17 protein-coding genes are annotated in these 19,593 nt (G+C 60.9%); 14 read left to right on the forward strand and 3 right to left on the reverse strand.

Going from position 1 to position 19,593, the window contains the following annotated elements:
• Positions 1-141: 141 nt before the first annotated feature.
• The 13 genes from MAB_RS10375 (at position 142) to MAB_RS10435 (ending at position 15,295) form a co-directional block, all read left to right on the forward strand.
• A complete protein-coding gene (locus tag MAB_RS10375; RefSeq protein ID WP_005092414.1) occupies positions 142-645 on the forward strand; it encodes an acyl carrier protein in 504 nt (167 codons plus the stop codon).
• A 26-nt stretch (positions 646-671) separates the two neighbouring features.
• Positions 672-1,985, forward strand: a complete 1,314-nt coding sequence (locus tag MAB_RS10380) for a beta-ketoacyl-[acyl-carrier-protein] synthase family protein (protein WP_005110525.1) — start codon at positions 672-674, stop codon at positions 1,983-1,985.
• A 6-nt stretch (positions 1,986-1,991) separates the two neighbouring features.
• Positions 1,992-3,134: a beta-ketoacyl synthase N-terminal-like domain-containing protein gene (locus MAB_RS10385; RefSeq protein ID WP_005092412.1), complete on the forward strand. Its 1,143-nt coding sequence runs from the start codon at positions 1,992-1,994 to the stop codon at positions 3,132-3,134.
• Positions 3,131-4,420, forward strand: coding sequence for a beta-ketoacyl-[acyl-carrier-protein] synthase family protein (locus tag MAB_RS10390; protein WP_005110527.1), 1,290 nt, complete (start codon positions 3,131-3,133; stop codon positions 4,418-4,420). The genes MAB_RS10385 and MAB_RS10390 overlap by 4 nt, the downstream gene beginning before the upstream one ends.
• A 22-nt stretch (positions 4,421-4,442) precedes the next feature.
• The gene (locus MAB_RS10395) at positions 4,443-5,699 is read left to right on the forward strand and encodes a beta-ketoacyl synthase N-terminal-like domain-containing protein (RefSeq protein ID WP_005118792.1); all 1,257 of its coding nucleotides are present in this window, start codon (positions 4,443-4,445) and stop codon (positions 5,697-5,699) included.
• A gap of 39 nt (positions 5,700-5,738) precedes the next feature.
• The gene (locus MAB_RS10400) at positions 5,739-6,509 is read left to right on the forward strand and encodes an SDR family NAD(P)-dependent oxidoreductase (protein WP_005080193.1); all 771 of its coding nucleotides are present in this window, start codon (positions 5,739-5,741) and stop codon (positions 6,507-6,509) included.
• Positions 6,510-6,605: 96 nt separating this feature from the next.
• Positions 6,606-7,355, forward strand: a complete 750-nt coding sequence (locus MAB_RS10405) for a thioesterase II family protein (protein WP_005114250.1) — start codon at positions 6,606-6,608, stop codon at positions 7,353-7,355.
• A 60-nt stretch (positions 7,356-7,415) separates the two neighbouring features.
• Complete coding sequence (locus MAB_RS10410; RefSeq protein ID WP_005080188.1) at positions 7,416-8,357, forward strand: ACP S-malonyltransferase; 942 nt, start codon at positions 7,416-7,418, stop codon at positions 8,355-8,357.
• A gap of 57 nt (positions 8,358-8,414) precedes the next feature.
• The gene (locus tag MAB_RS10415) at positions 8,415-9,704 is read left to right on the forward strand and encodes a phthiocerol/phthiodiolone dimycocerosyl transferase family protein (protein ID WP_012296501.1); all 1,290 of its coding nucleotides are present in this window, start codon (positions 8,415-8,417) and stop codon (positions 9,702-9,704) included.
• Complete coding sequence (locus MAB_RS10420; protein WP_005110535.1) at positions 9,704-10,162, forward strand: MmpS family transport accessory protein; 459 nt, start codon at positions 9,704-9,706, stop codon at positions 10,160-10,162. The genes MAB_RS10415 and MAB_RS10420 overlap by 1 nt, the downstream gene beginning before the upstream one ends.
• A gap of 24 nt (positions 10,163-10,186) precedes the next feature.
• Entirely contained in the window at positions 10,187-13,066 is a 2,880-nt protein-coding gene (locus MAB_RS10425; protein ID WP_005080184.1) for an MMPL/RND family transporter, read from the forward strand.
• A 5-nt stretch (positions 13,067-13,071) separates the two neighbouring features.
• Positions 13,072-14,301 (forward strand): MFS transporter, encoded by a 1,230-nt coding sequence (locus tag MAB_RS10430; RefSeq protein WP_005110538.1) that lies wholly within the window; start codon positions 13,072-13,074, stop codon positions 14,299-14,301.
• A 13-nt stretch (positions 14,302-14,314) separates the two neighbouring features.
• A complete protein-coding gene (locus tag MAB_RS10435; protein WP_005115886.1) occupies positions 14,315-15,295 on the forward strand; it encodes an alpha/beta hydrolase in 981 nt (326 codons plus the stop codon).
• A gap of 342 nt (positions 15,296-15,637) precedes the next feature.
• Here the strand turns inward: MAB_RS10435 and MAB_RS10440 are convergent, their stop codons facing one another.
• The 3 genes from MAB_RS10440 to MAB_RS10450 are packed head-to-tail and all read right to left on the reverse strand — an operon-like array spanning position 15,638 to position 18,841.
• Positions 15,638-16,216 (reverse strand): carboxymuconolactone decarboxylase family protein, encoded by a 579-nt coding sequence (locus MAB_RS10440; RefSeq protein WP_005086626.1) that lies wholly within the window; start codon positions 16,214-16,216, stop codon positions 15,638-15,640.
• Positions 16,217-16,250: 34 nt separating this feature from the next.
• Positions 16,251-17,351: a zinc-dependent alcohol dehydrogenase gene (locus MAB_RS10445; protein ID WP_005086624.1), complete on the reverse strand. Its 1,101-nt coding sequence runs from the start codon at positions 17,349-17,351 to the stop codon at positions 16,251-16,253.
• Positions 17,348-18,841 carry an acetyl-CoA acetyltransferase gene (locus tag MAB_RS10450; protein ID WP_005110545.1) on the reverse strand — a complete coding sequence of 498 codons (1,494 nt, stop codon included), beginning with the start codon at positions 18,839-18,841 and terminating at the stop codon, positions 17,348-17,350. The genes MAB_RS10445 and MAB_RS10450 overlap by 4 nt, the downstream gene beginning before the upstream one ends.
• Before the next feature lie 84 nt (positions 18,842-18,925).
• Between MAB_RS10450 and MAB_RS10455 the strand changes: the two genes are divergently transcribed.
• Entirely contained in the window at positions 18,926-19,579 is a 654-nt protein-coding gene (locus MAB_RS10455; RefSeq protein WP_369816234.1) for a TetR/AcrR family transcriptional regulator, read from the forward strand.
• The last annotated feature ends 14 nt before the right edge of the window (positions 19,580-19,593 follow it).

Below are 19,593 nucleotides of genomic sequence, written 5' to 3' on the forward strand. Positions count from 1 at the left end.
TCGGCCGGTCTTATCGTTTGTGGTATCAGGTTCACGGCGAGTGATCGCCAAGTGCCAACGTTGTCACCTGATCGAAGTTCGAATCTATCGCCAAGTGGCAGAGCAGTTTTCGGCTCGCCCGGAGCGAACCAGACGGCAGAGATGAAAGGCACTCTGATACTCATGAGCAATCCGCTTAGCTATGACGAGGTTCACGCTATTGTGCGTGAGGAATTGGCCGAGGTGCTGGGAATCGAGGCCGATGAAGTGACGACGGCGCCGATGTCTGATCAGGGCGTAGAGTCGCTCGACATCGTCGAACTCCGGCGCAATCTGGAGTCGAAATTCCGCGTTACCTTCCCGCGCAGCAACGTTCTGAGCGCTCTTGCCGATGAGCTTGGGGGTAAGGATCGCGTGTACGACGCGGAAGGTCGAATCACCAAACTGGCTGAAAGTGCGCTGTATCAATCTGCGTTCGGCTACACGGCTGCCGACTTCCAGGCCGGTGCTTGGCCGCACGAGGTTTCGGGAGCGACGACGACTGCTCATTGGGCGTCCATGGCGTATCGCCTGCTCAATCCTTCGGCTGGGCAGATCACCGGCGATGAACTTCTGGTCGCCGATGTGCGAGAAGCGCTTACTCAGGCCAACTCGGTTGTCGCATAGCGCCTTTAGCTAAAGCATCATCACAGATGGAGCTACAGAAACAGTCACCTGACGACGACGATGTAGTCATCACAGGGATTGGACTTGTCGCGGGGACGGTTACTGATCCCGAGGAGCTATTTTGGCAGTTGGCTGACGGTGCCTCCTTCATCCGGCAACACCAAGAGCATCGCGATGCTGAGTTGCCCGCGTCGGTTTCTGGGCATGTCGATGAGGAGACCGTGCGCAAGCTGGCGCGCGCGCTGCCCGAGCAGGCGGCTCGGGTTGGTGCGGCCGGCGTGCTCGGATGGCATGCGGCAGTACAGGCTTGGAAGCGCAGTGGCCTGCCTAACCTTGCGGGCAGCGACCGGGTCGGCGTGTTTGCCGCGTGCAACAAGCTGGCCTTCGCGCCAGACACGCTCGCGGATCTGTCTCGGCTCTATGACCGGCAAGCCGGCACGTTCGATCTCGACGCCTACCTGGACCACCTCGAGGCCGTATCGGATCTTCCGGATGATCTTCTGCAGTTTCTTCCGGATACGATGACCGCCTCTCTGGCCGAGTATTTCGGCCTTGGTGGGCCGCTGGTGACGCATGCGGAGGCTTGTGCCGCGGGCGGTGTGGCGATCGGCAGCGGTTACCGGCATATTCGCTCAGGCGAATTGGATGTGGCGCTGGTCGGCGGCGCCGAGCGGCTGACCACCTACAGCATCGTCACGGCTTTCGCCGCGCTCGGCGCGCTCGCTCCCACCGGTGACAAACCAAGCGCCGAGATAAGCAGGCCATTCGACAAGGGGCGCAACGGTTTCGTCATCGCGGACGGCGCCGCGTTCCTTGTGCTGGAGCGACGCTCGCATGCCGAAGCACGTGGTGCACAGGCGCTGGCAAGAGTCGCCGGCTACATGGGTACCGCCGAGGCGGTACGGATAACCTCAAGCGAGCGAGACGGCGCGACATACGCGGAATGTATGCGGGCCGCGATCGCTGATGCCGGTCTGAGTCCGTCAGACATACATCATGTGAACGCGCACGGGACGGGCACGCAAGCCAACGACGAGTGCGAAGCTGCAGCCCTGCACTTGGTGTTCGGTGCCGGTGCGGCCTCAATTCCGTTGACCAGCACCAAGTCTTCGCTCGGCCATGGTTTTGCGGCAAGCGGCGCCATCGAAGCCGTGCTGTCTGCGATGAGCTTGCGTGAACAGATTATTCCGCCCACGCTGAATTTCAGCGAACCGGACGATGTCACGAAAGGGCTCGACGTAGTCACCAAGGCCCGGCACCACGAATTTGACACCGTGCTCTCGAACTCCTTCGGCTTTGGCGGCATGAACTGCACACTGATCCTGGCAAAGGAAGCGTGACCCTCAATGAATCAACGCTTGGCGGTAGGACTGTGTAATCCAGGCTTGTATTCGGCAACCGGGCTTGGCGTGGAGACCGTATGGGAAGCACTGCGAGTAGGAAAAAAGAACACTGTCCCAAACGAATTCATGTTCGGATCGTGGTCCGAGCTTCCTGAAGTCTTCGCAGTTCCCGATCCAGATGCATCGACGCTTGGCATCCACCGAAAAGCGTTGCGCACGACGGTGAAACAAACTCGCTTGGCGATGTATGGGGCCCAACTGGCGCTGAAGGGCATCTCAGATGTTGGCCGCCCTGAGTGGGGCGCCTATCTCGGACTGCCCATGGTTCTCAGTCCGCTACTGCCGCAATGTGATACGCCTAACCTTGGCGAGGTGGCGAAAGATCCCGAAAAGATCGCCGAGCTGTATCTTCGAGATATTCCACCGTTCTTCGCGCTGACAGATTCGAACAACACGGTGGCCGGCCATATCGCAATCCTGTTTGGGTTGACCGGCCCTACATCGGTGTATTCGCCCTTCTCCGATGCAGGCATGCAGGCACTGATCGAAGGCGCACTCGCAGTTGCCGAGGGCGACTGTGAGACCGCGTTGGTCGGCGCGGTGAGCCCGTCCATATCCCCGTGGCTGGCATTGCAATACGAAGATCTGGGCTGGAACGGAGCGATCCCAGGCGAAGCGGCGGCATTCTTTAGCGTCGGACAGTCCAGCGATGTTGTACTCACGGGCTACAGCCGCGGGTTCGCCACCAGTCAGACTCGCCCCGAGGTACTCGCGGAGACACTACGAAATGCGTTGCGCGTAGCTGAATTATCGGTTGAGGACGTGGGCTGGATCCTGGCCGATAGTCCATGGACGGACGAGGTAGCCCACGCGCAGCATGCCGCGATTGGCAGCGTGTTCAACGACCAGGCACCGGTGTTCTCCGCGGAGCAGGCTATCGGAGTAACCGGGCCCGCTCAGCCCTTGGTGCACGTGTTGTTGGCCCGGCATGGACTGCTGCGCGGGCTACGGCTGCTCCCGGTGAACGGCAACGGCGACGATGCCGTGGCCGAAGAATCACTGTCAAACAATCAGGCGGTTGTGGTGCTCAGTTGCGGTGTCCAAGGACAGGTTTGCGCTGTCGTAGTGGAAAAGGTGGCGCGATGAGCGATGTGAACCAGCCCAGACACGGCAATCGTGTACTGGTGACGGGCCTTGGCGTGGTCTGTGGCCTTGGCATGAACTGGCAGTCCATGTGGGACGGATTGGTCAACGGACGCTCGGCAATACAGGCATGGTCGCCGCCCGATGTTCCGAACTTTCCCGTCGGCTACGCGGCACCGGTAGACGATCAAGCGTTTACCGCGTTGTTTCCCGATTTCGGTGCGCCGATGGAGAAGCGCACCCGGTTCGGCCTCGCCGCCGCGCAGCAAGCACTGGAGGACGGCGGTGTGACGAATGCCGCGGCACTGGCCCGCGTTGGTGTTTCGATCGCGTCGGAAATGCCAGAACGTGAATCGGGAGAGTTGTTGAGTGCGTATGTCGATGGCGTCGTGGACTGGAAACGCGTACACGAACAGCAGATCGGCCTTGACCGGTCCCACGCGCCGTTGGCCACTGGCGATGCCTTGGCGACCGAAATCGCTACGCGCTCCGGCCTAGCTGGTCCCACGCTCAACCTCAATACGGCGTGCGCCGGAGCAACACATGCACTCGGGCACGGCTTCCGGATGATCCGGCGTGGGGAAACAGACGCCGTGATCGCCGGGGGAGCGGTTAGCCCCCTGAATCTGCCGATAATGACGAGTCTGTACCTGCTCGGCGCCCCATCAACATCAAAACTTTACGGCGACCGGCTATGTCGAGCGTTTGACCGCGATCGCAGTGGGATGGTCACCGCCGAGGGGGCGGCAATGGTGCTGTTGGAGAGCGAGTCGTCGGCACTGGCGCGCGGTGCGCACGTGTACGGCGAGGTGGCGGGATTTGGCAGCTCGCTGGACGCATATCAGGTGACCGCACCGCACCCGCAAGGAGGCGGGTCGGTTTTGGCGATGCAGCGTGCCCTCGCCGATGCTGGAGTCGCCCCGTCCGAAGTGGGTTATGTCAGTGCGCACGGTACATCCACCCCGCTGAGCGACGCGGCCGAGACAGCTGCGATCAAAGAAGTGTTCCGCACCGGTGAGCATTACCGCTCACTCATGGTCAGCTCTATCAAGACGATGCTGGGTCACATGCTCGCCGCGGCAGGTGCCCAACAGCTGATATCTACGGTGCTGTCGTTACGCGACGGGATCATTCCGCCGACGCTCAACCTGGAGAACCCCGACCCGGCCTGTGACCTTGACTATGTGCCGGGTCAGGCCCGCAAGGCTGATATCGAGGTGGCAATCAACAACTCGCTCGGGTTCGGTGGGCTCAACGCTGCTTTGGTGGTACGCCGTTATGACAACTGAACATTCAGGTCAATCAATAGTCGTGACAGGAACCGGCGTGGTGCTGCCGACGGGTCGTCACATCACACCCCTGTGGGACGCCTGGACTGACGGGAAACCGGCTATCTCGCCGTACCTCGATCCGCTGGTCTCCACGCGCCGGATCACGCATTTCGGCCATATACCCGCCGAGGTCGTGGAGCAAAGCCGTGAAGCAGTGCCACACAGACAGCGGAAATACGGCACCCCATACACCTTCAACGCGGTGTTGGCAGCTCAAGATGCGATCGCCGAGGCTGGACCTGGCTGGGCGAGGGTCGAGGACCGTCGACGAGGACTATTTGTCGCACAAGACAATTCCACTACTCCCAGCATCGGAACCTTCGCTCGAGGACTGACGCAACTGGGTGAGGGCCGCGAAATCGATTTCGGCGCATTGACAAACGAGCTACTCATGAACGGAGGGCTTGATCCGTTCACCATCATTCATGCCCTTAACAACAACACGCTCGCGCTGGTAAGCATCGTCCATGAGCTCCGCGGTGATTGCGCAGCGCTGGTCCAGGGCGAATCCGCGGCGGTCACCGCACTGCAACGTGCCACGTTCAGTCTGCGTAACGGGCATTGCGATATCGCACTGGTAGTGGGTGCGGGCAGCTACAACGAACCACTCACGCTGGCCGGGCATTACCGCCTGGGCCATCTCAGCAAGGACGCTGGCGGCGATGGCCAGCTGCGGAGCTTCGATAGTGCGCAAGACGGAACGGTCCTGAGCGAGGGCGCGGTAGCGCTGGTGTTGGAACGCTCGCGAGACGCGACCGCGCGCGGTGCCACACCGCTGGTCCAATTATGTGACACGGTTGTTGTTTCGGGCAGCCGCGGCGCCGGGCCCGCCCACATCGCTCAGCGTTACGACGACATGCTGCACCAGAACGGGATCGGGACAGAGCAACTCGGCGCGGTGCTGGCCGACGGCAAGGCGGCCCCCGGCTACGACACCGCCGAGATCGAACTGCTCACCACCTTGTTCAAGGGCAGTGCGATACCCGTATCGACCGTTCGACCGATAACCGGCACGCCGGGAGCGGCCGGCCCGCTGGTCGATCTGGCACTCGCCGGGCAAATTTTCACCGAAAGTACTCTGCCGGCAATCACCCATCTCGGGGATCCACTGTCTGATCAGCTCGAGTTCGTCCAGGGCGGACCCCGAAAGCAGCGGATCGACTCAGTTCTGGGCACCTATACCAACTTCAACGGAATCTCCAGTGCGGTACTGGCCAAACGTCCAGACGCGGCGTGACCATCAGGACCACTTGAGCATCACAAACCAGGGAGAAACGTGTCTTTGAGCGGCAAAGAGTTTGAGGGTCAGGTCGCGCTTGTCACCGGGGCCTCACGCGGAATCGGACGTTCCATCGCGTTGGCGCTTGCCGAACATGGGGCGGATATTGCGTTGCACTATGGAAACTCGAAACCAGCAGCAGAAGAGGTCGCCGAGAAAATATCCGCGTTGGGTAGACGGGTCCTCCTCTGTCAGGGCGACATAGCCGATCCGGCAGTACCCGAGCTACTAGCAGATACCGTGCACGCCGAATTCGGCCGGATCGATGTCCTCGTGAACAATGCGGGCACCCACGGAGCCGGACTGCTCCTTGACATCGCCCCGGACTATCTCGAGGAGACGGTGGCCACCAATCTGCTGGGCCCCATCCGGATGACGAAAGCTGTCGTCGCACACATGCTGGGCCAGCGATACGGACGAATCATCAATATCTCCTCGGTGGCCGCCGACAAGCCCGACAGCGGTCAATCTACTTATGCCGCAACCAAAGGTGGCTTGGAGTCGTTTACCAAAGCCATAGCGGTCGAGTTCGCGTCGCGAAACATCATCTCGAACGCGGTGGCACCAGGCGTTGTCTACACCGACATGGCAGAGATCACGCGTACACACGTTCCAGCCACCTTCGAACGCTTGAAGGCCCAGATACTGGCCAAAGACTTCGCGAAGCCGGAAATAGTCGCCGATGCCGTCCTGTACCTCGCGAGCCCCCACAACACCTACATCACGGGCGAGGTTCTACATATCGATGGCGGGTACAAGATGAAATAGCGCTCAAACCCGAAGAGCGCGAACGCATCAGGCATTCTCAAACAGCGTCCGCCGGTTTCATCACCGACGGACGCCTCGACAGACTAAGGAGGACAGGTGCGCAGGACCGATGAGTTACTGCCTGGCAATCCTTGGCTGCGCAGGCTCCGCGACGGGAACGGTGCGACGCGGGTGATCTGTTTCCCTCACGCAGGCGGTTCCGCCAGTTACTTCAGGCGATTGGCGAAGATGCTGCCGGCCGACACCGAAGTGCTCGCCGTGCAATATCCGGGACGGGGAAATAGATTGCGCGAGCAGCCGATAGCGTCAGTGCCCCTGCTCGCAGAAGGCATTGCATCGGCCCTGCCCGCCAGCGACAAGCAAGACGTACTTTTCGGTCACAGCCTCGGTGGTCACATCGCGTTCGAAGTGGCGCAGAGGCTGCCCGTTCGCAAACTTGTGGTGTCCGGGATAGTGGCACCGTCCAAGGTGGTCGATCTCGGTTACCGCCTGCTCAACGAAGCCGAAGGAATCGAAAGAATAGCGGCTTTGGGCGGCCTGCCACCCGAGATCCTCGACGACCCTTCGGCCCTCAGCGCTCTTTTCCCGGTGCTGCGTAGCGATTTCACTGCCGGCGAGACATACACTCCACCGCCGGATGCGACCGTCGCCTGCGATATCACCGCGCTCATCGGTGACAAGGATGTCTTGGCCCCACTGGAGCGGGTGAGTTCGTGGCGCGAACACACCCGCGCCAATTTCGATCTGCAGGTATTCCGCGGCGGTGGGCATTTCTACTTGGAAGACCACATCGACGAAGTAAGCGCCTGTCTCATCCAGGTGTGCAATGTCAGCCCAATCATCTAGGCGGCGATGCAAAAAGCTAGTGCCGGAGAATATCTGACCCCACTGGGAAAGCGAGGAAGTGTGTACAACTACATCGTCACGTCCCCTGGGCAAGGTGTGCAGAAGCCGGGCATGCTCGATCCTTGGCTGACCCTGTCCGCTGCGCGCGATCGCATCGCGATCTGGTCTGACGCGGTCAAGTTCGACCTGGTGACCGCCAGCAGAGATGAGAACTCCTTGCGTGATACCGCCGTCGCTCAGCCCGTCATCATCGCGGCGGCCCTGCTGTCACTGAGCGTGCTGCGCGAGAAAGTCGATATCTCCGGAGACGGCGCACTGTTCGCCGGCCACTCGGTGGGTGAGCTCGCTGCCGGGGTTGGGGCGGGCTATCTGACTGATGAGGCCGCGCTGACGTTGGCCGGCGTGAGGGGCGGCGCGATGTCGTCGGCATGCGCCCTGGCCGCCACCGGTATGGCCGCGGTGATGCCGACGAAGAGGGGCGGCGCGTCAGATGACGAGATTGTGGCTAAAACGCATGAACATGGCCTCTCGACGGCCAACCGCAACGGCTGCAACCAGTTCGTCGTCGCCGGGCCCCTCGACGCTGTCGAACGTTTTGCCGACGCGCCACCCGAGGGCATGCGCGTCATGAAACTGGATGTGGCGGGTGCCTTTCACACCTCGGCGATGGACACCGCGATATCGCCGTTCGCAGAAGCAGTGAACAGCTGTCCGGTTTTGACCCCGTCGTCCCCCATGATCGGCAATCGTGACGGCGCGATCATCGAAGGTCCCATGGACTTCAAAAAGCGGTTGATCGCCCAGATCAATTCGGTGGTCCGTTGGGATCTGTGTGCCGCCACGATCGCTTCGGCAGCAACCGCCGACACCGTCGTCATCGAACTTGCGCCGAGTGGACCGCTGACCCGTCTCGCCGAACGTCTCAACGCAGAATTTCAGACCGTTGCCATCCGGGAGCCAGGGGACGTGGAGTTGCTTTCCGGCGAGTTTGCGATTGATTAGCCGAGTTCCGTGCGAACACTATGCGTAACAGGGCGAATAGCCGAGAAGGGAGGCAACGTGACAGACACGCGACCGCATCAGGACACGGTGGACGCGCCTGGCGAGCCAATTCGTCCACTTAGCCGCCTGGAGACATACTTCACTTTCGGGTTTGGTCATTTCGGCGGGCAGTCAATGCTTATCTCGGGGGATTTAGATATCGAGGCGCTGAATGACACTTGTATTGAGATGCAGCTCCGCCACGAATCCCTGCGAAGCATCATCCGTAAGAATGATCAAGTCCCCGAGTTTGTGGCGACGCACCGACCGCCCAAATCGATCCGCGTATTCGAGGGAGAAGACCTTGGGGCCCGGTCCACTGGGCGTGAGGCCGTATTCGATCAGACGCAGCAGCTTTTCTACGTCGATCTGCTGCTCGGGGACGGCCAGGCCCGCGTAACGTTCTTCGTCCACCACTCCATTGCGGACGGTCGCCACGGATCTGCGATCCTCATCGAGTTTTGGAGCCTTTACGTTCAGCGCGTCGAGGAAGGGCAGTTCCCGCCGATCCTCACCCAAAAATTCCCACAGTCGGGGGAGTACTTCCTGAACCGCACTCAGTATCCGGGCGCGGATCCGAGCGTGAAGGCGGATGAAGTATTGCGTGTGCCGCTGTGGGATGAGGCCGCGCTTGCCCAGAAACTCCCGCCCCCTCGGGAGCCCGCGCTCGCCAAACAGATGACGTTGGAAAAACTCGGCAGAGCAAGCCTCGCCCGCCTCGGCAATATCGAAAGCATCTCGATCAACGCGCTTGTGTCCGCAGCTCTGATTCGTGCGCATGTCCGCGCTGGCGACCCAGTCCCACTGTATTTCTATCCGGTAGATCTTCGCGACTGTGTAACGCCTCCGGTTGCCCCCACCGAAGCGACCAACTTGCTCTCCAACGCATGGTTCGGCGATGTTGAGATCGGGCCGGACCTCGTCACACTCGCCAGAAAGATACATGTCCAATTCGACAGGGACTTAGCGGACGGCACAATTCACCGAACGCGCGTCAGAAATGAGCCAACGAAGCTTCTCGCTGATAAGTCTTTTGGTGGCGCAATTCATGCCACCCAGCTAGGTCGAATTCGTGTTCCCCGCCTACCGGGGAATCTGGTCGTAGACGACATCACGTCCAGTCATGCATCGGCATTGGGGCCAGCTATTTATACGTTCTTGTACGGTCGGGAAGTTTCGGTGTACACGATTGACTCGCTGAATCAACGACTGCGGGTGGGTTTCCTAGCCGGAAGTTACGAAAAGAGCGATGAGCTTCTTGCGTACATCGAAGACGAACTGACCGCGGCGATAGACGCTCGCATCTGATGGCGTTCCCTCGAGGGCTCGGTGCGTTCGGGCGCAAGGTCATCCGACACGGCTGGTTGGTCGTGGTGATAGCGGTCGTGGCCTCGCTTGCGTCCGTATCCGTGATGAAGGTGCGCGCGCTATCTGCCCCGTCGGGGCCGGTGGTGAGTCCGAAGGGCGCGCCGAAGCTCCCGTCGTTCGCTCCCAAGCATGTGGTCTACATGGTGTTCGGGGAATCCGCGGGCACAGGGACGCTCACTTACCTAGACGTCGACAGCAGACCACACCGTGTCGACTTCACGACGTTGCCTTGGACGCACGAAGAAGTCACGACGCGTACGTCGATGTTGGCCAATCTCATGGCCCAGTCAACGGGAGATGAACTCGGTTGCAGGATCATCGTCAACGGCGAGGTTCGCGACGAACAGGTCCAGAGTCGCGAGCAGGGATCGGTCGCATGCAAGGTGAAGTCGGCATGACCACCGCACGAGACGACGTGACACGTGGGTAACAAGCATGTGGGGCGCGACCGCGGCGAAAGGCGCCCTTTCGTCGCGCACGCTGTTCGGGTGCTCGCGATCCCGATCGTCCTCTTCTGGGTCGGCGTCGCGGTGCTGCTCAGCGTGTTGGTCCCCAAGCTCGATGGCGTGACAAAGCAACACGCGGGGCCGATGGTTCCCCTGGATGCGCCTTCGCAGCGCGCAATGCTGCACATTGGTGAGAAGTTTCAAGAATCGACTTCCACGAGCCTCGCCTACATCCTGCTGGAGACCGAGGGCCGAATACTGGGGGATGCCGACCACAAGTACTACGACGAGTTAATCCGTTTGCTCGACGCGGACAAGCAGCATGTTCAGTTCATCATGAACATGTGGGGTAAGCCGATCACGGCCGCGGGCAGTCAGAGCCCCGACAACAAGGCCGCCTACGTGATGCTGCGTTTGGTCGGCGATATCGGCGAGGCCGCCGCCAACGAGTCCACCATCGCACTGCGCAAGACGGTGCAAGATACTCTTCAACGCACTCCGCCTCCGCCCGGACTACGTGTATACGTCTCGGGGGCGGCGCCGCTGTCTGCGGACCTGCTTGACGCCGGCGACAAAAGTATGAAGCGGGTGCTGCTTTTTACGATTGCCGTCATCATCATCATGCTCGTCCTGGTTTACCGCTCCATTGCATGCGTAGTGCTGATATTACTCACCGTCGCCTTCGAATTCACGGTATCCAACGGCATTGTTTCCTTTTTCGTGGTGCACAACATCATTGGCATATCGACATTCGCGACCAGCATGGTCGAATCACTTATCATCGCGGCCGGAACAGATTACGGCATCTTTCTGCTCGGCAGGTATCACGAGGCACGCAATGCGGGCGAGGATCGGGACCGTGCGTTTTACACCACGTTTCACGGCGTATCGCACGTCATTCTGGGGTCGGGGCTCACCATCGCGGGGGCATGTCTATGCCTCGGTTTTGCGCGACTTGGCTACTTCAACACGATGGGGCCGGCCTGCGCCATCGCGATGTTGGTGACGGTCGCGGCAGCTTTGACGCTCGGCCCGGCCCTGCTGGCAATTGCCAGTAAATTTGGCCTTCTCGACCCGAAGCAGACCGGGCAATCCCGGGGATGGCGCAGGGTAGGCACGATCGTCGTGCGCTGGCCAAAGCCGGTCCTCGTTGCCTCAAGCGCAGCAGTGCTGGTGGGGGCCGTCTTTCTGCCGTCCTACCGGGTGAGCTATAACGAGCGGGCCTTCCAGCCGGTGAACACTCCAGCTAACGCCGGATTCATGGCCTCGGACCGACATTTTGCGGGCGGGAAACTGAACTCGGAAATGCTCTTGATCGAGTCCGATCACGATATGCGAAACCCCGCCGATTTCATCTCACTCGATCATGTCGCCAAGACCATCTTCCACACTCCGGGGATTGCCCAAGTTCAAGGCATCACCCGGCCGGAGGGCCGTCCGATGGAGCGCGCGTCAATCGCCAACATACTGGCGGGGCAAGGCAGCAGCAGTGGTCAACAGCTGCCATTTACCGAGAACCAAGTGGCAGATTTAGACAACCAAGTGGCCGTCATGGATCACACCATCTCGATCATGCAGACAGTTATTGGGCTCATGGATCAAATGACGCAACTCACCCATGAGATGGTGGGGACAATGGAGGAGATGAAGGCACTCGCTGACCAGGTGGAAGTAAACATCAGTGCCGTCGACGATTTCCTCAGACCTATTAAGAACTATTACTACTGGGAACCGCACTGCGCGGACATCCCCATTTGCTGGATGGGGCGGTCGATGTTCGAGTCGATGGACAGCATCGACGGGATGACGGCACTAACAGCGGAGGCGCTGGCCTCCATGCAGGTCATGGATCAGCTGCTGCCCCGCATGCTTGCGCAGACACGCATGGCATTAAGTGACATGACCATCATGCGAGGGATGATGGTCAAGTCGCGCGGCACACAGGCGCTGAACACCTACACTGCGGCCGATGACGCAAACGACATGATCGATATCGGTCAGGATTTTGACGATTCTCGTAATGACGACCTCTTCTATGCGCCGAAATATATCTTCAGTAATACTGACTTTCAGGTCGCTCTACGGTTTCTTGTCTCGCCGGACGGCACCGCGGCCAGGTTCATCATCAACCATGACGGTGAGGCCCTGAGCCCCGAGGGGGTGGCCCATGTTAATGCCATCGAAAAGGCCGCCTATGAGGGGCTGAAAGGCACATCTCTCGCCGGGGCGAAGATCTACCTCGGAGGCTCGGCCTCGAATTATCGAGACATCGAACAATATGTAAAGTCCGATCTGCTGATCGCGGCTATCGCCTCATTCACCTTGATCTTCGTCATAATGCTGATCATCACGAGGAGCCTCATCGCCGCGTGCACCATTATCGGCACAGTGGCGTTCTCCTTCTCGGGAGCATTCGGGTTGGGCATATTGATCTGGCAACACATAATTGGCCTCAACCTGCACTGGATGGTCCTCCCACTCACCTTTATCCTCTTGGTCGCGGTGGGCTCAGATTACAATCTTCTGTTAATCGCACGAATGAAGGAAGAATTACAGGGCGGAATCCAGACTGGAATCATACGGTCGGTGGGATCGACCGGTGGCGTTGTGACAGCCGCTGGTTTGGTTTTCGCGTTCACCATGCTGTCCATGGTGCCGAACGATCTACGTGCCATCTCGCAAGTGGGCTCGATTATCTGCGTAGGCCTCCTGCTCGACACTTTGATTGTGCGTTCGTTCATTGTCCCAGCAATCGCCAGGATTTTGGGCCCATGGTTCTGGTGGCCGCGGGTCGTGCGTTGGCGCCCGGCGCATGCATCTGGGGCGGTGCTCACGAGCGCGCCGAAAGGAACGTGATTCCTATGCCTGCCGCCGAATCACAGCAGGATGACACCGCACACAGAATCCGTGCCGAGTCCCGAGAGTTTCGGATCGCGGCTGTGGGTCTGCTCCTGGCCTCGATGATCGGCCCCGCACAGCTGTATTGCATTCAGGGAATTCTGCCGCAGATCGCGCAGGGACTGCATATCTCTGAGGGTGACAGCAGACTGGTTTTCCTGGCTGCCTTTGCCGGTTTCGCCGTCGGATTGATCCCCATCAGTCTATTGTCTGAACGCTATGGTCGGCGCAGCATTCTCTTGATGTCGTCAACGCTTGCGACGTTGATCTGCCTACTTCTGGTGTTCTGCCATGACCTCACGGAAATCGTCTTACTCAGAGGGCTCCAAGGCGTCCTCTTGGCCGGTGTTTCCGCCATTTTGATGGCATACATAGGGGAGGAGTTCGAGCCCCCGGCCGTTACCCCCGCGATGGGGATCTACGCTGCCGGAAATGCTCTCGGGTCGCTCTTGGGTCAAATGCTGCCAGCTTGGATCGTGGGGGGTACGGGTTCATGGAGGCTGGCGCTTGGCGTGCTGGCCGTGCTCTTGCTTGTGGTCGTCATGATTTCTGGCATGACACTCCCGCGTTCGAAATTCTTCGTACCCAGCGCGATTTCCTACATCAAAGAATCTGGACTCTTCCTCTCTCACCTTTCAAACCGCCGGTTACTCGTCATCTACCTGCTGGTTTTTTGCTTCATGGGCGCGATTATTTCTATATTCAATGCCTTGCCCTTTAGAATGGAATCGCCACCGTTCAATATATCCCCGAGTGTGTACGGCACATTTTTTCTGGTTATCCTGGCGGGCGTTTTCGCCGCGAAGGCCTCGGGCGCCGTGGCCGCGAGAATCGGAATCAGAATAACGCTGCTGCTGTCTGTTGTCTTGATGATGGCCGGAGTTGCGCTTCTAGCTATTCCCACTGTCTGGATCATTGTTATCGGAGCAGCGCTTGTCACCGCAGGCGCTTTTGCCGGTTACACGTGCCTGACTAGTCTGTCGGCAAAAATCGCGGATAGAGGTAGGGCTCAGGCATCGGCGCTTTTTCTCGCGTCGAGCTTCACGGGGAGCGCGATGTTGGGACTAATCGGTAGCCGTGTGCTCACTGATACAGGGTGGAACGGCCTATTGGCATACATCAGCGGGCTGATGGGGCTTGGTTTCTTTTTGGCGCTGACCGTCCGCGACACAACATCCGAGGACACCGAGTAGAAGGTAGGAAATCGTGACCAGCCCCGTTGACCCGCTCCTGATGTCAGTCCTCGAGGCGAGCCCAGCGGTACAGCTCGATCGGCCCGAGGATTTGACCCTGGCACGTGAGTCCCGCCGCCACGCTGCCCCTAGCGATGCGCAGTTGCCCACGGTGGGTCGTGTGAAGGACACCTCGATTCCTGTCACCGATGCACCCCCTATTGCGGTGCGCATCTACTGGCCAGCGGGCTTTGAAAGCGCCGGAGAACTCCCACTTGTCCTCTACTATCACGGCGGCGGTTTCGCGTTGGGCAGTATCGATACTCACGACTGGGTGGCACGGTCGATATGTGCACATATCGAAGCGGTGGTGGTGTCGGTGGATTACCGACTCGCACCGGAAAACCCCTACCCAGCCGCTGTCGATGACGCATTTGCCGCACTCAGCTGGGCGGCAGAACACGCCCCCGAATTGGGGGCGGACCCAGCCAGAATCGCCGTAGCTGGCGATTCTGCCGGTGGCAACCTCGCCACCGTGGCCGCTCAGCTGGCCGAAATCCGCGGCGGCCCACATCTTAAGTTTCAACTGCTCTGGTATCCGGGCACCACCAGCGATCTTTCCTTGCCGTCGGTCGTCGAGAATGCCGACGGTCCGGTCCTTTCCCGGGACATCATGAGGATCTTTGGCCAGGCATATCTCGGTGAGCTATCGGAAACCGCTGACCCGACAGCATTACCGTTCACCGTTGCGCCGGTCAACGGGAAGCTCGATGGTCTGCCCCCCGCATATATCGCCACCGCGCAACACGACCCGCTTCGAGACGACGGCAAAATCTACGCGACGCGACTGGCAGATGCGGGGGTGCCGGTCCAGCTTCGCAACGCCGACACTCTGGTCCACGGCTACCTTGATTTCGCCAGGATTGTTCCGGCCGCGAATGAGGAGTTTCGGCTTTCCCTCGACGCTTGTAAAACCGCGTTGCAGGCATCTCCTCGCCCGAAAGCCGGGCCCTGAGATCAGAATTCGAGCAAGTTCCACGTTGAGGCCGCAGCTGAGCAGGGTGGCTTGGCGGGTGCTGGGGAGGCCAGCCGGGGCAGGACATGCCGAGGTCCGTGGGCAAGCCCGGCGCCCCGCGGTCTCGATTACGGCTCGCTTAAACCAGCGAGAGTCGTATCGCTGGGTGTGATCGCGGCTTCGCCGCTCAACACACTTCATCGGCGCGGAAATGAACACGAGCGTTCATTTCGGTCGCCTCAGTCTGTGTCCGAGGGGGGACTTGTCCGTCTACGACACGGGTCGTGGTCTGGCGATTGGGGCGCTGACCGCTTCGGTCAAGCACCGGTCCACCTTTTTCGCTCAATCGCGACGCCGAGGAGCTCGCCCATCGGGCGGCCAGCCGTCGGTACCGGACTCAAGCGGAATATTCAGAGATCGAAGCAGGATCGAAAAGAGCCGCCAATTGGCGATTGCTCCGACAAGTTCGACCAAAACCGCGTGATCGCTATTGAACGCCTTCTGGCACCCAGCCCAGTTTTCCTCGGAGATGACCCCGTCGCGTACCACATCATCGGTCGCTGCGAGGACCGCACGCTCGACTGGCCCGAGGCTTTCGGAATTCTGCCAGTCGCGCACCGCGAGGAGATCACGCTCAGGCACGCCGAGCAGTGTGGCGATTCGCCAATGTTGAGTCCATTCGTATTCGGAGCCAGTGATCCAGCCGATGCGCAAGATGACCAGCTCGCGTAGCCGCGCGTCAAGGGAACCGCGGAAGAGTAACGCGTCCAGCAGCCCATACAGCGCAACCGCCACACGCGGCTGATGAAGTGCCACGCGGAATACCGACAGCTCTGCCAACTCTTCGGGCAACCCACATTCGGCAGCTCGCAGCTGGGCCTGCTCACGGTCGAGCATCGGTACGCGTTCCGCCATGGTCACGGGTGGCCCTCTCTGTTGAACCTCTGCACCGCCGTTAGGGCGTGGGCAAAAAGACGTTGTGGAGCGCCCCACTTGATCGGGCACTTTCATCTGCAAGCGAAGTGAGCAGCTGTGCGAGCCCAGCGAATCCGGTTGATTCTCTGGTGATCCGGTCGAACGGCCAGCGGCCCATGGCGAGAATCTCGAGGGCTGCCCGGTAGGCGGGATACTCCACGCCGAGTGCGCCTACGACGTGTAATTCTTTATAGACCAACAAGTCTGGTTCAAACCGGGGCGCGCCGCCTCCTCCGCGGGTGCCGGCCACCACAATTGTGCCGCCGGGCCTGGCAAGGCCGACGGCATCGGCGAACGCGGAGGGTGCTTTGGCGGTGACGTCGACGACCACGTCGGCAAGCCGTCCGCCTGTCTCACGCTGAAGCGCGGTCGCTGCATCGTCCTGCGATACATCGATGGGCAGGTCGACACCGAATGATCTGGCGATGGCCAGTCGTTGTTCGTCGCGTGGGCCGACGCCGGTCATCGCGACGAACGCGGCTCCCGCCTCTTTGGCCGCCACCGCCGCACAGATTCCGCGGATGCCGGGCCCCAGGATCGCTACGACGTCCCCGGCCTTGGTGTCGGGAAGAGTCGCCCCCCATTGGATACCGGCCCCGAGAGGGTTGAACAACGTGGCGAGAACGGGGTCCATGTCTTCGGCAATCGGGAGCAGCATCGCGTCCCACGGAAGCTCCACATGGGTGGCGTATCCGCCCCATAAGCCCGCGCCGATCTCCACGTCGACGAACCCGAACATGGTGGCGATGCCGTTCACCGCGCACCGCCGGTATTCGCCGCGGCGGCACTCGGGGCAGTCTCGGCAGGACCGGAACACCTCAACGGCCACGCGCTGGCCGGCTTGTACACCCCAGCGTTGGCCGGCCGCAGCGCCGACATGTTCGACGATGCCGACGATTTCGTGCCCTGGAACGAATGAGAAGCCGGCAGGCAGGTGTCCGGTGAATTGTTCGTGATCTGTTCCGCACAGACCGCATGCTTCAACTCGCAGGATCGCACCCCGGTCGCCGACGTCGGGGATGATCATCTGGCGCCGCTGCAGACTCCGCGGTCCGGTCAGCACCATCGCCTCGGCGATCATGGAAGCTCGAATCCGGTGAACGACCCTGTGTTTCGGAGGCACACCGTTTTACCTACATACATTTCCCCGCCCATCGCCTCGGCAATCTGCGGATCGTCGCTGCGTGCGACGACTCTTCGCCCGTCGGACAGGTGCGCGATGATCGGAGTCCATCGAGGTTGCCCGTCTCGGTCGTAGACGACGGTGTATCCGTCCACTGTCGCGCAACCGGTCGCCTCGTCGACGCCTGCGACACCCAACCTCGATGAATCGATCTGAGCTTGCTCGACCGCCGTGTCGAGCAGTCGCCACCCGGTTGGTGGCGGGGTGGCCGACCACAGACCGACCGAATGCTTCGTCGAATACCACCCGAGGCCGGTGACGAGTCCGACATCGGTTGGGTCGCGTCTACACCGTCGGACCATCTCAACGATCGAGTGGCTGACGTAATTGTTTCCGGGACCGCCGTGATACGGCAGGCCTCCGGTTACTGTGAGGCCTCTGTCGTCGAGGGGGTCCAAGTCGAGAGCCTCGGCAGTCATCTCAATTGCCGACGGGAAGCAGGAGTAGAGATCGAACCACCGGATGTCGTCGATGGTCAACCGCCCCGCATTGAGAGCCTTCCGTGCCGCTACCTCGATACCCGATGAGCGACTGAGGTCCGGCCGTTCCACGGGGAAGTACACGTCGTTGCAAGTCGCTGCTGACCAGGGAAAGACCCAACGATCGCGCGCGACGCCCAATTCGTCCGCCACCTCGGCCGCCATGAGAATGAAGGCGGCAGCCATGTCGACGGACATGATGCTGTTGAGCAACTTGGGATAGGGCAAGCAGACCATGCGGTTTTCCGCGGTGACTTCGCTGAGTTCGGTGGCACTTCGTGCGCGTGGGAACCAGGCCTGTTCCGGATGGCGTGCCGCCTCGGCTGTGAACGGTGCCATCAGCGTGCCCAGCCACTCCCGTTGAGCATCGAAGTCGCGGCCGTGGCGCGCGGCGATCGCGGACTCGAAGATGGGATACACCTCGTGCGGCCAACTCAGACCCACCGACAATTCGGCTTGACTCAGCCCGGGGCGGGCGTCGCCCAGGGATTCGTCGCCGGAGCGGGGTGGGGGCGGCGAGTCGAGAAGTGCCCTGCCCTGAAGCTTGCGTGCGGAATGCCCGCTCTCCGCCCCGACGACCAGGACGACATCTGCACGGCCTTCGCGTATTTCGCCACCCAACACCTCGACGAGATACTGCGGGGTGTTTCCGCCGACGGGACAGCTGATGCGGCGGGCGGGACTGATGTGCATCGCTTCGGCGATCCTGCTGGCGGGATTGTCGCGCGGTATGACCAGGATGCCGGGAGTCGCGACGGTGTCGATGCGCCGCTCGACCGGGCGACCTGCGTCTTTGACCGCGCGGCGTGCGGCTTCTACCGCCAAGTCGATCGGGTCCACGAAGTCGTTCCCGCGATGGGTAACTTCGCCCACGCCGACGACAACCGGGGTACGCGCTTCTACCAACATCGGCATCGGCATCCGCTCAGGGCCACGGGGCTGACTTGAGACATAACTGCGATGGTGTCATGTGCGTGGGCAAGTCACAATGGTGTGCGCGCGCGGCATACTGGCTGTGTGTCGACGAGGTTGTTGAGATGGGGCGCCGCCGCGCCGACAGATCGTGGGTCCGCTCGCGACCGGTTGCTCGATGCTGCCGAGCGGTGCCTCGAGAGTTGCGGTGTGGTGGGCACGACTATGGAGGACATCGGCAGAACAGCGGGTGTGTCCAGGGCAACGGTGTATCGCTACTTCCCCAGTCGGGAGGCGGTGATGTCGGGCGTCATCATTCGCGCCGCCGAGCGCTATCTCGACCGCATCAGCCCGCGGATCGCGGCGCACGCCGACCTGGGCTCCGCGCTCGTCGACTTCGTGGAATACACGGTTGAGGCCGCGCGCCGCGAAGAGATCATCGGATTGTTGTTCGGCAGCGACGAGGAACTAGCCGGCGTGGGTCTCGCGGCGGGGACCTCGACGTCCCTCTTCGAAATCGTCACCGAATTTCTGCGTCCCATCTTCACCAGACACTGGAGTTGCGTGGAACCGGGGGTCTCCGTCGACGACGCCGCCGAGTGGGTTGTCCGCACGATACTGAGCCTGCTGACTGTTCGAGGGCCGCGGGAGCGCAGTCGTGACGGACTCCGGGCGTTTCTGTCGAGGTTTCTCCTTCCGGCGATCCTGGCGGGTGACCACGCTCGACCGATGTGACATCTATGGAGTAA

The sequence above is a fragment of the Mycobacteroides abscessus ATCC 19977 genome (assembly GCF_000069185.1).
Lineage (GTDB): Bacteria > Actinomycetota > Actinomycetes > Mycobacteriales > Mycobacteriaceae > Mycobacterium > Mycobacterium abscessus.

Excerpts from the sequence above, each read along its gene's own strand:
- MAB_RS10445 (WP_005086624.1), bottom strand. The coding sequence starts at position 17,351 with ATGATCGCCGAGGCGATGGTGCTGACCGGACCGCGGAGTCTGCAGCGG.
- MAB_RS10385 (WP_005092412.1), top strand. The coding sequence starts at position 1,992 with ATGAATCAACGCTTGGCGGTAGGACTGTGTAATCCAGGCTTGTATTCG.
- MAB_RS10375 (WP_005092414.1), top strand. The coding sequence starts at position 142 with ATGAAAGGCACTCTGATACTCATGAGCAATCCGCTTAGCTATGACGAG.
- MAB_RS10380 (WP_005110525.1), top strand. The coding sequence starts at position 672 with ATGGAGCTACAGAAACAGTCACCTGACGACGACGATGTAGTCATCACA.
- MAB_RS10450 (WP_005110545.1), bottom strand. The coding sequence starts at position 18,841 with ATGTTGGTAGAAGCGCGTACCCCGGTTGTCGTCGGCGTGGGCGAAGTT.
- MAB_RS10420 (WP_005110535.1), top strand. The coding sequence starts at position 9,704 with ATGGCGTTCCCTCGAGGGCTCGGTGCGTTCGGGCGCAAGGTCATCCGA.
- MAB_RS10390 (WP_005110527.1), top strand. The coding sequence starts at position 3,131 with ATGAGCGATGTGAACCAGCCCAGACACGGCAATCGTGTACTGGTGACG.
- MAB_RS10430 (WP_005110538.1), top strand. The coding sequence starts at position 13,072 with ATGCCTGCCGCCGAATCACAGCAGGATGACACCGCACACAGAATCCGT.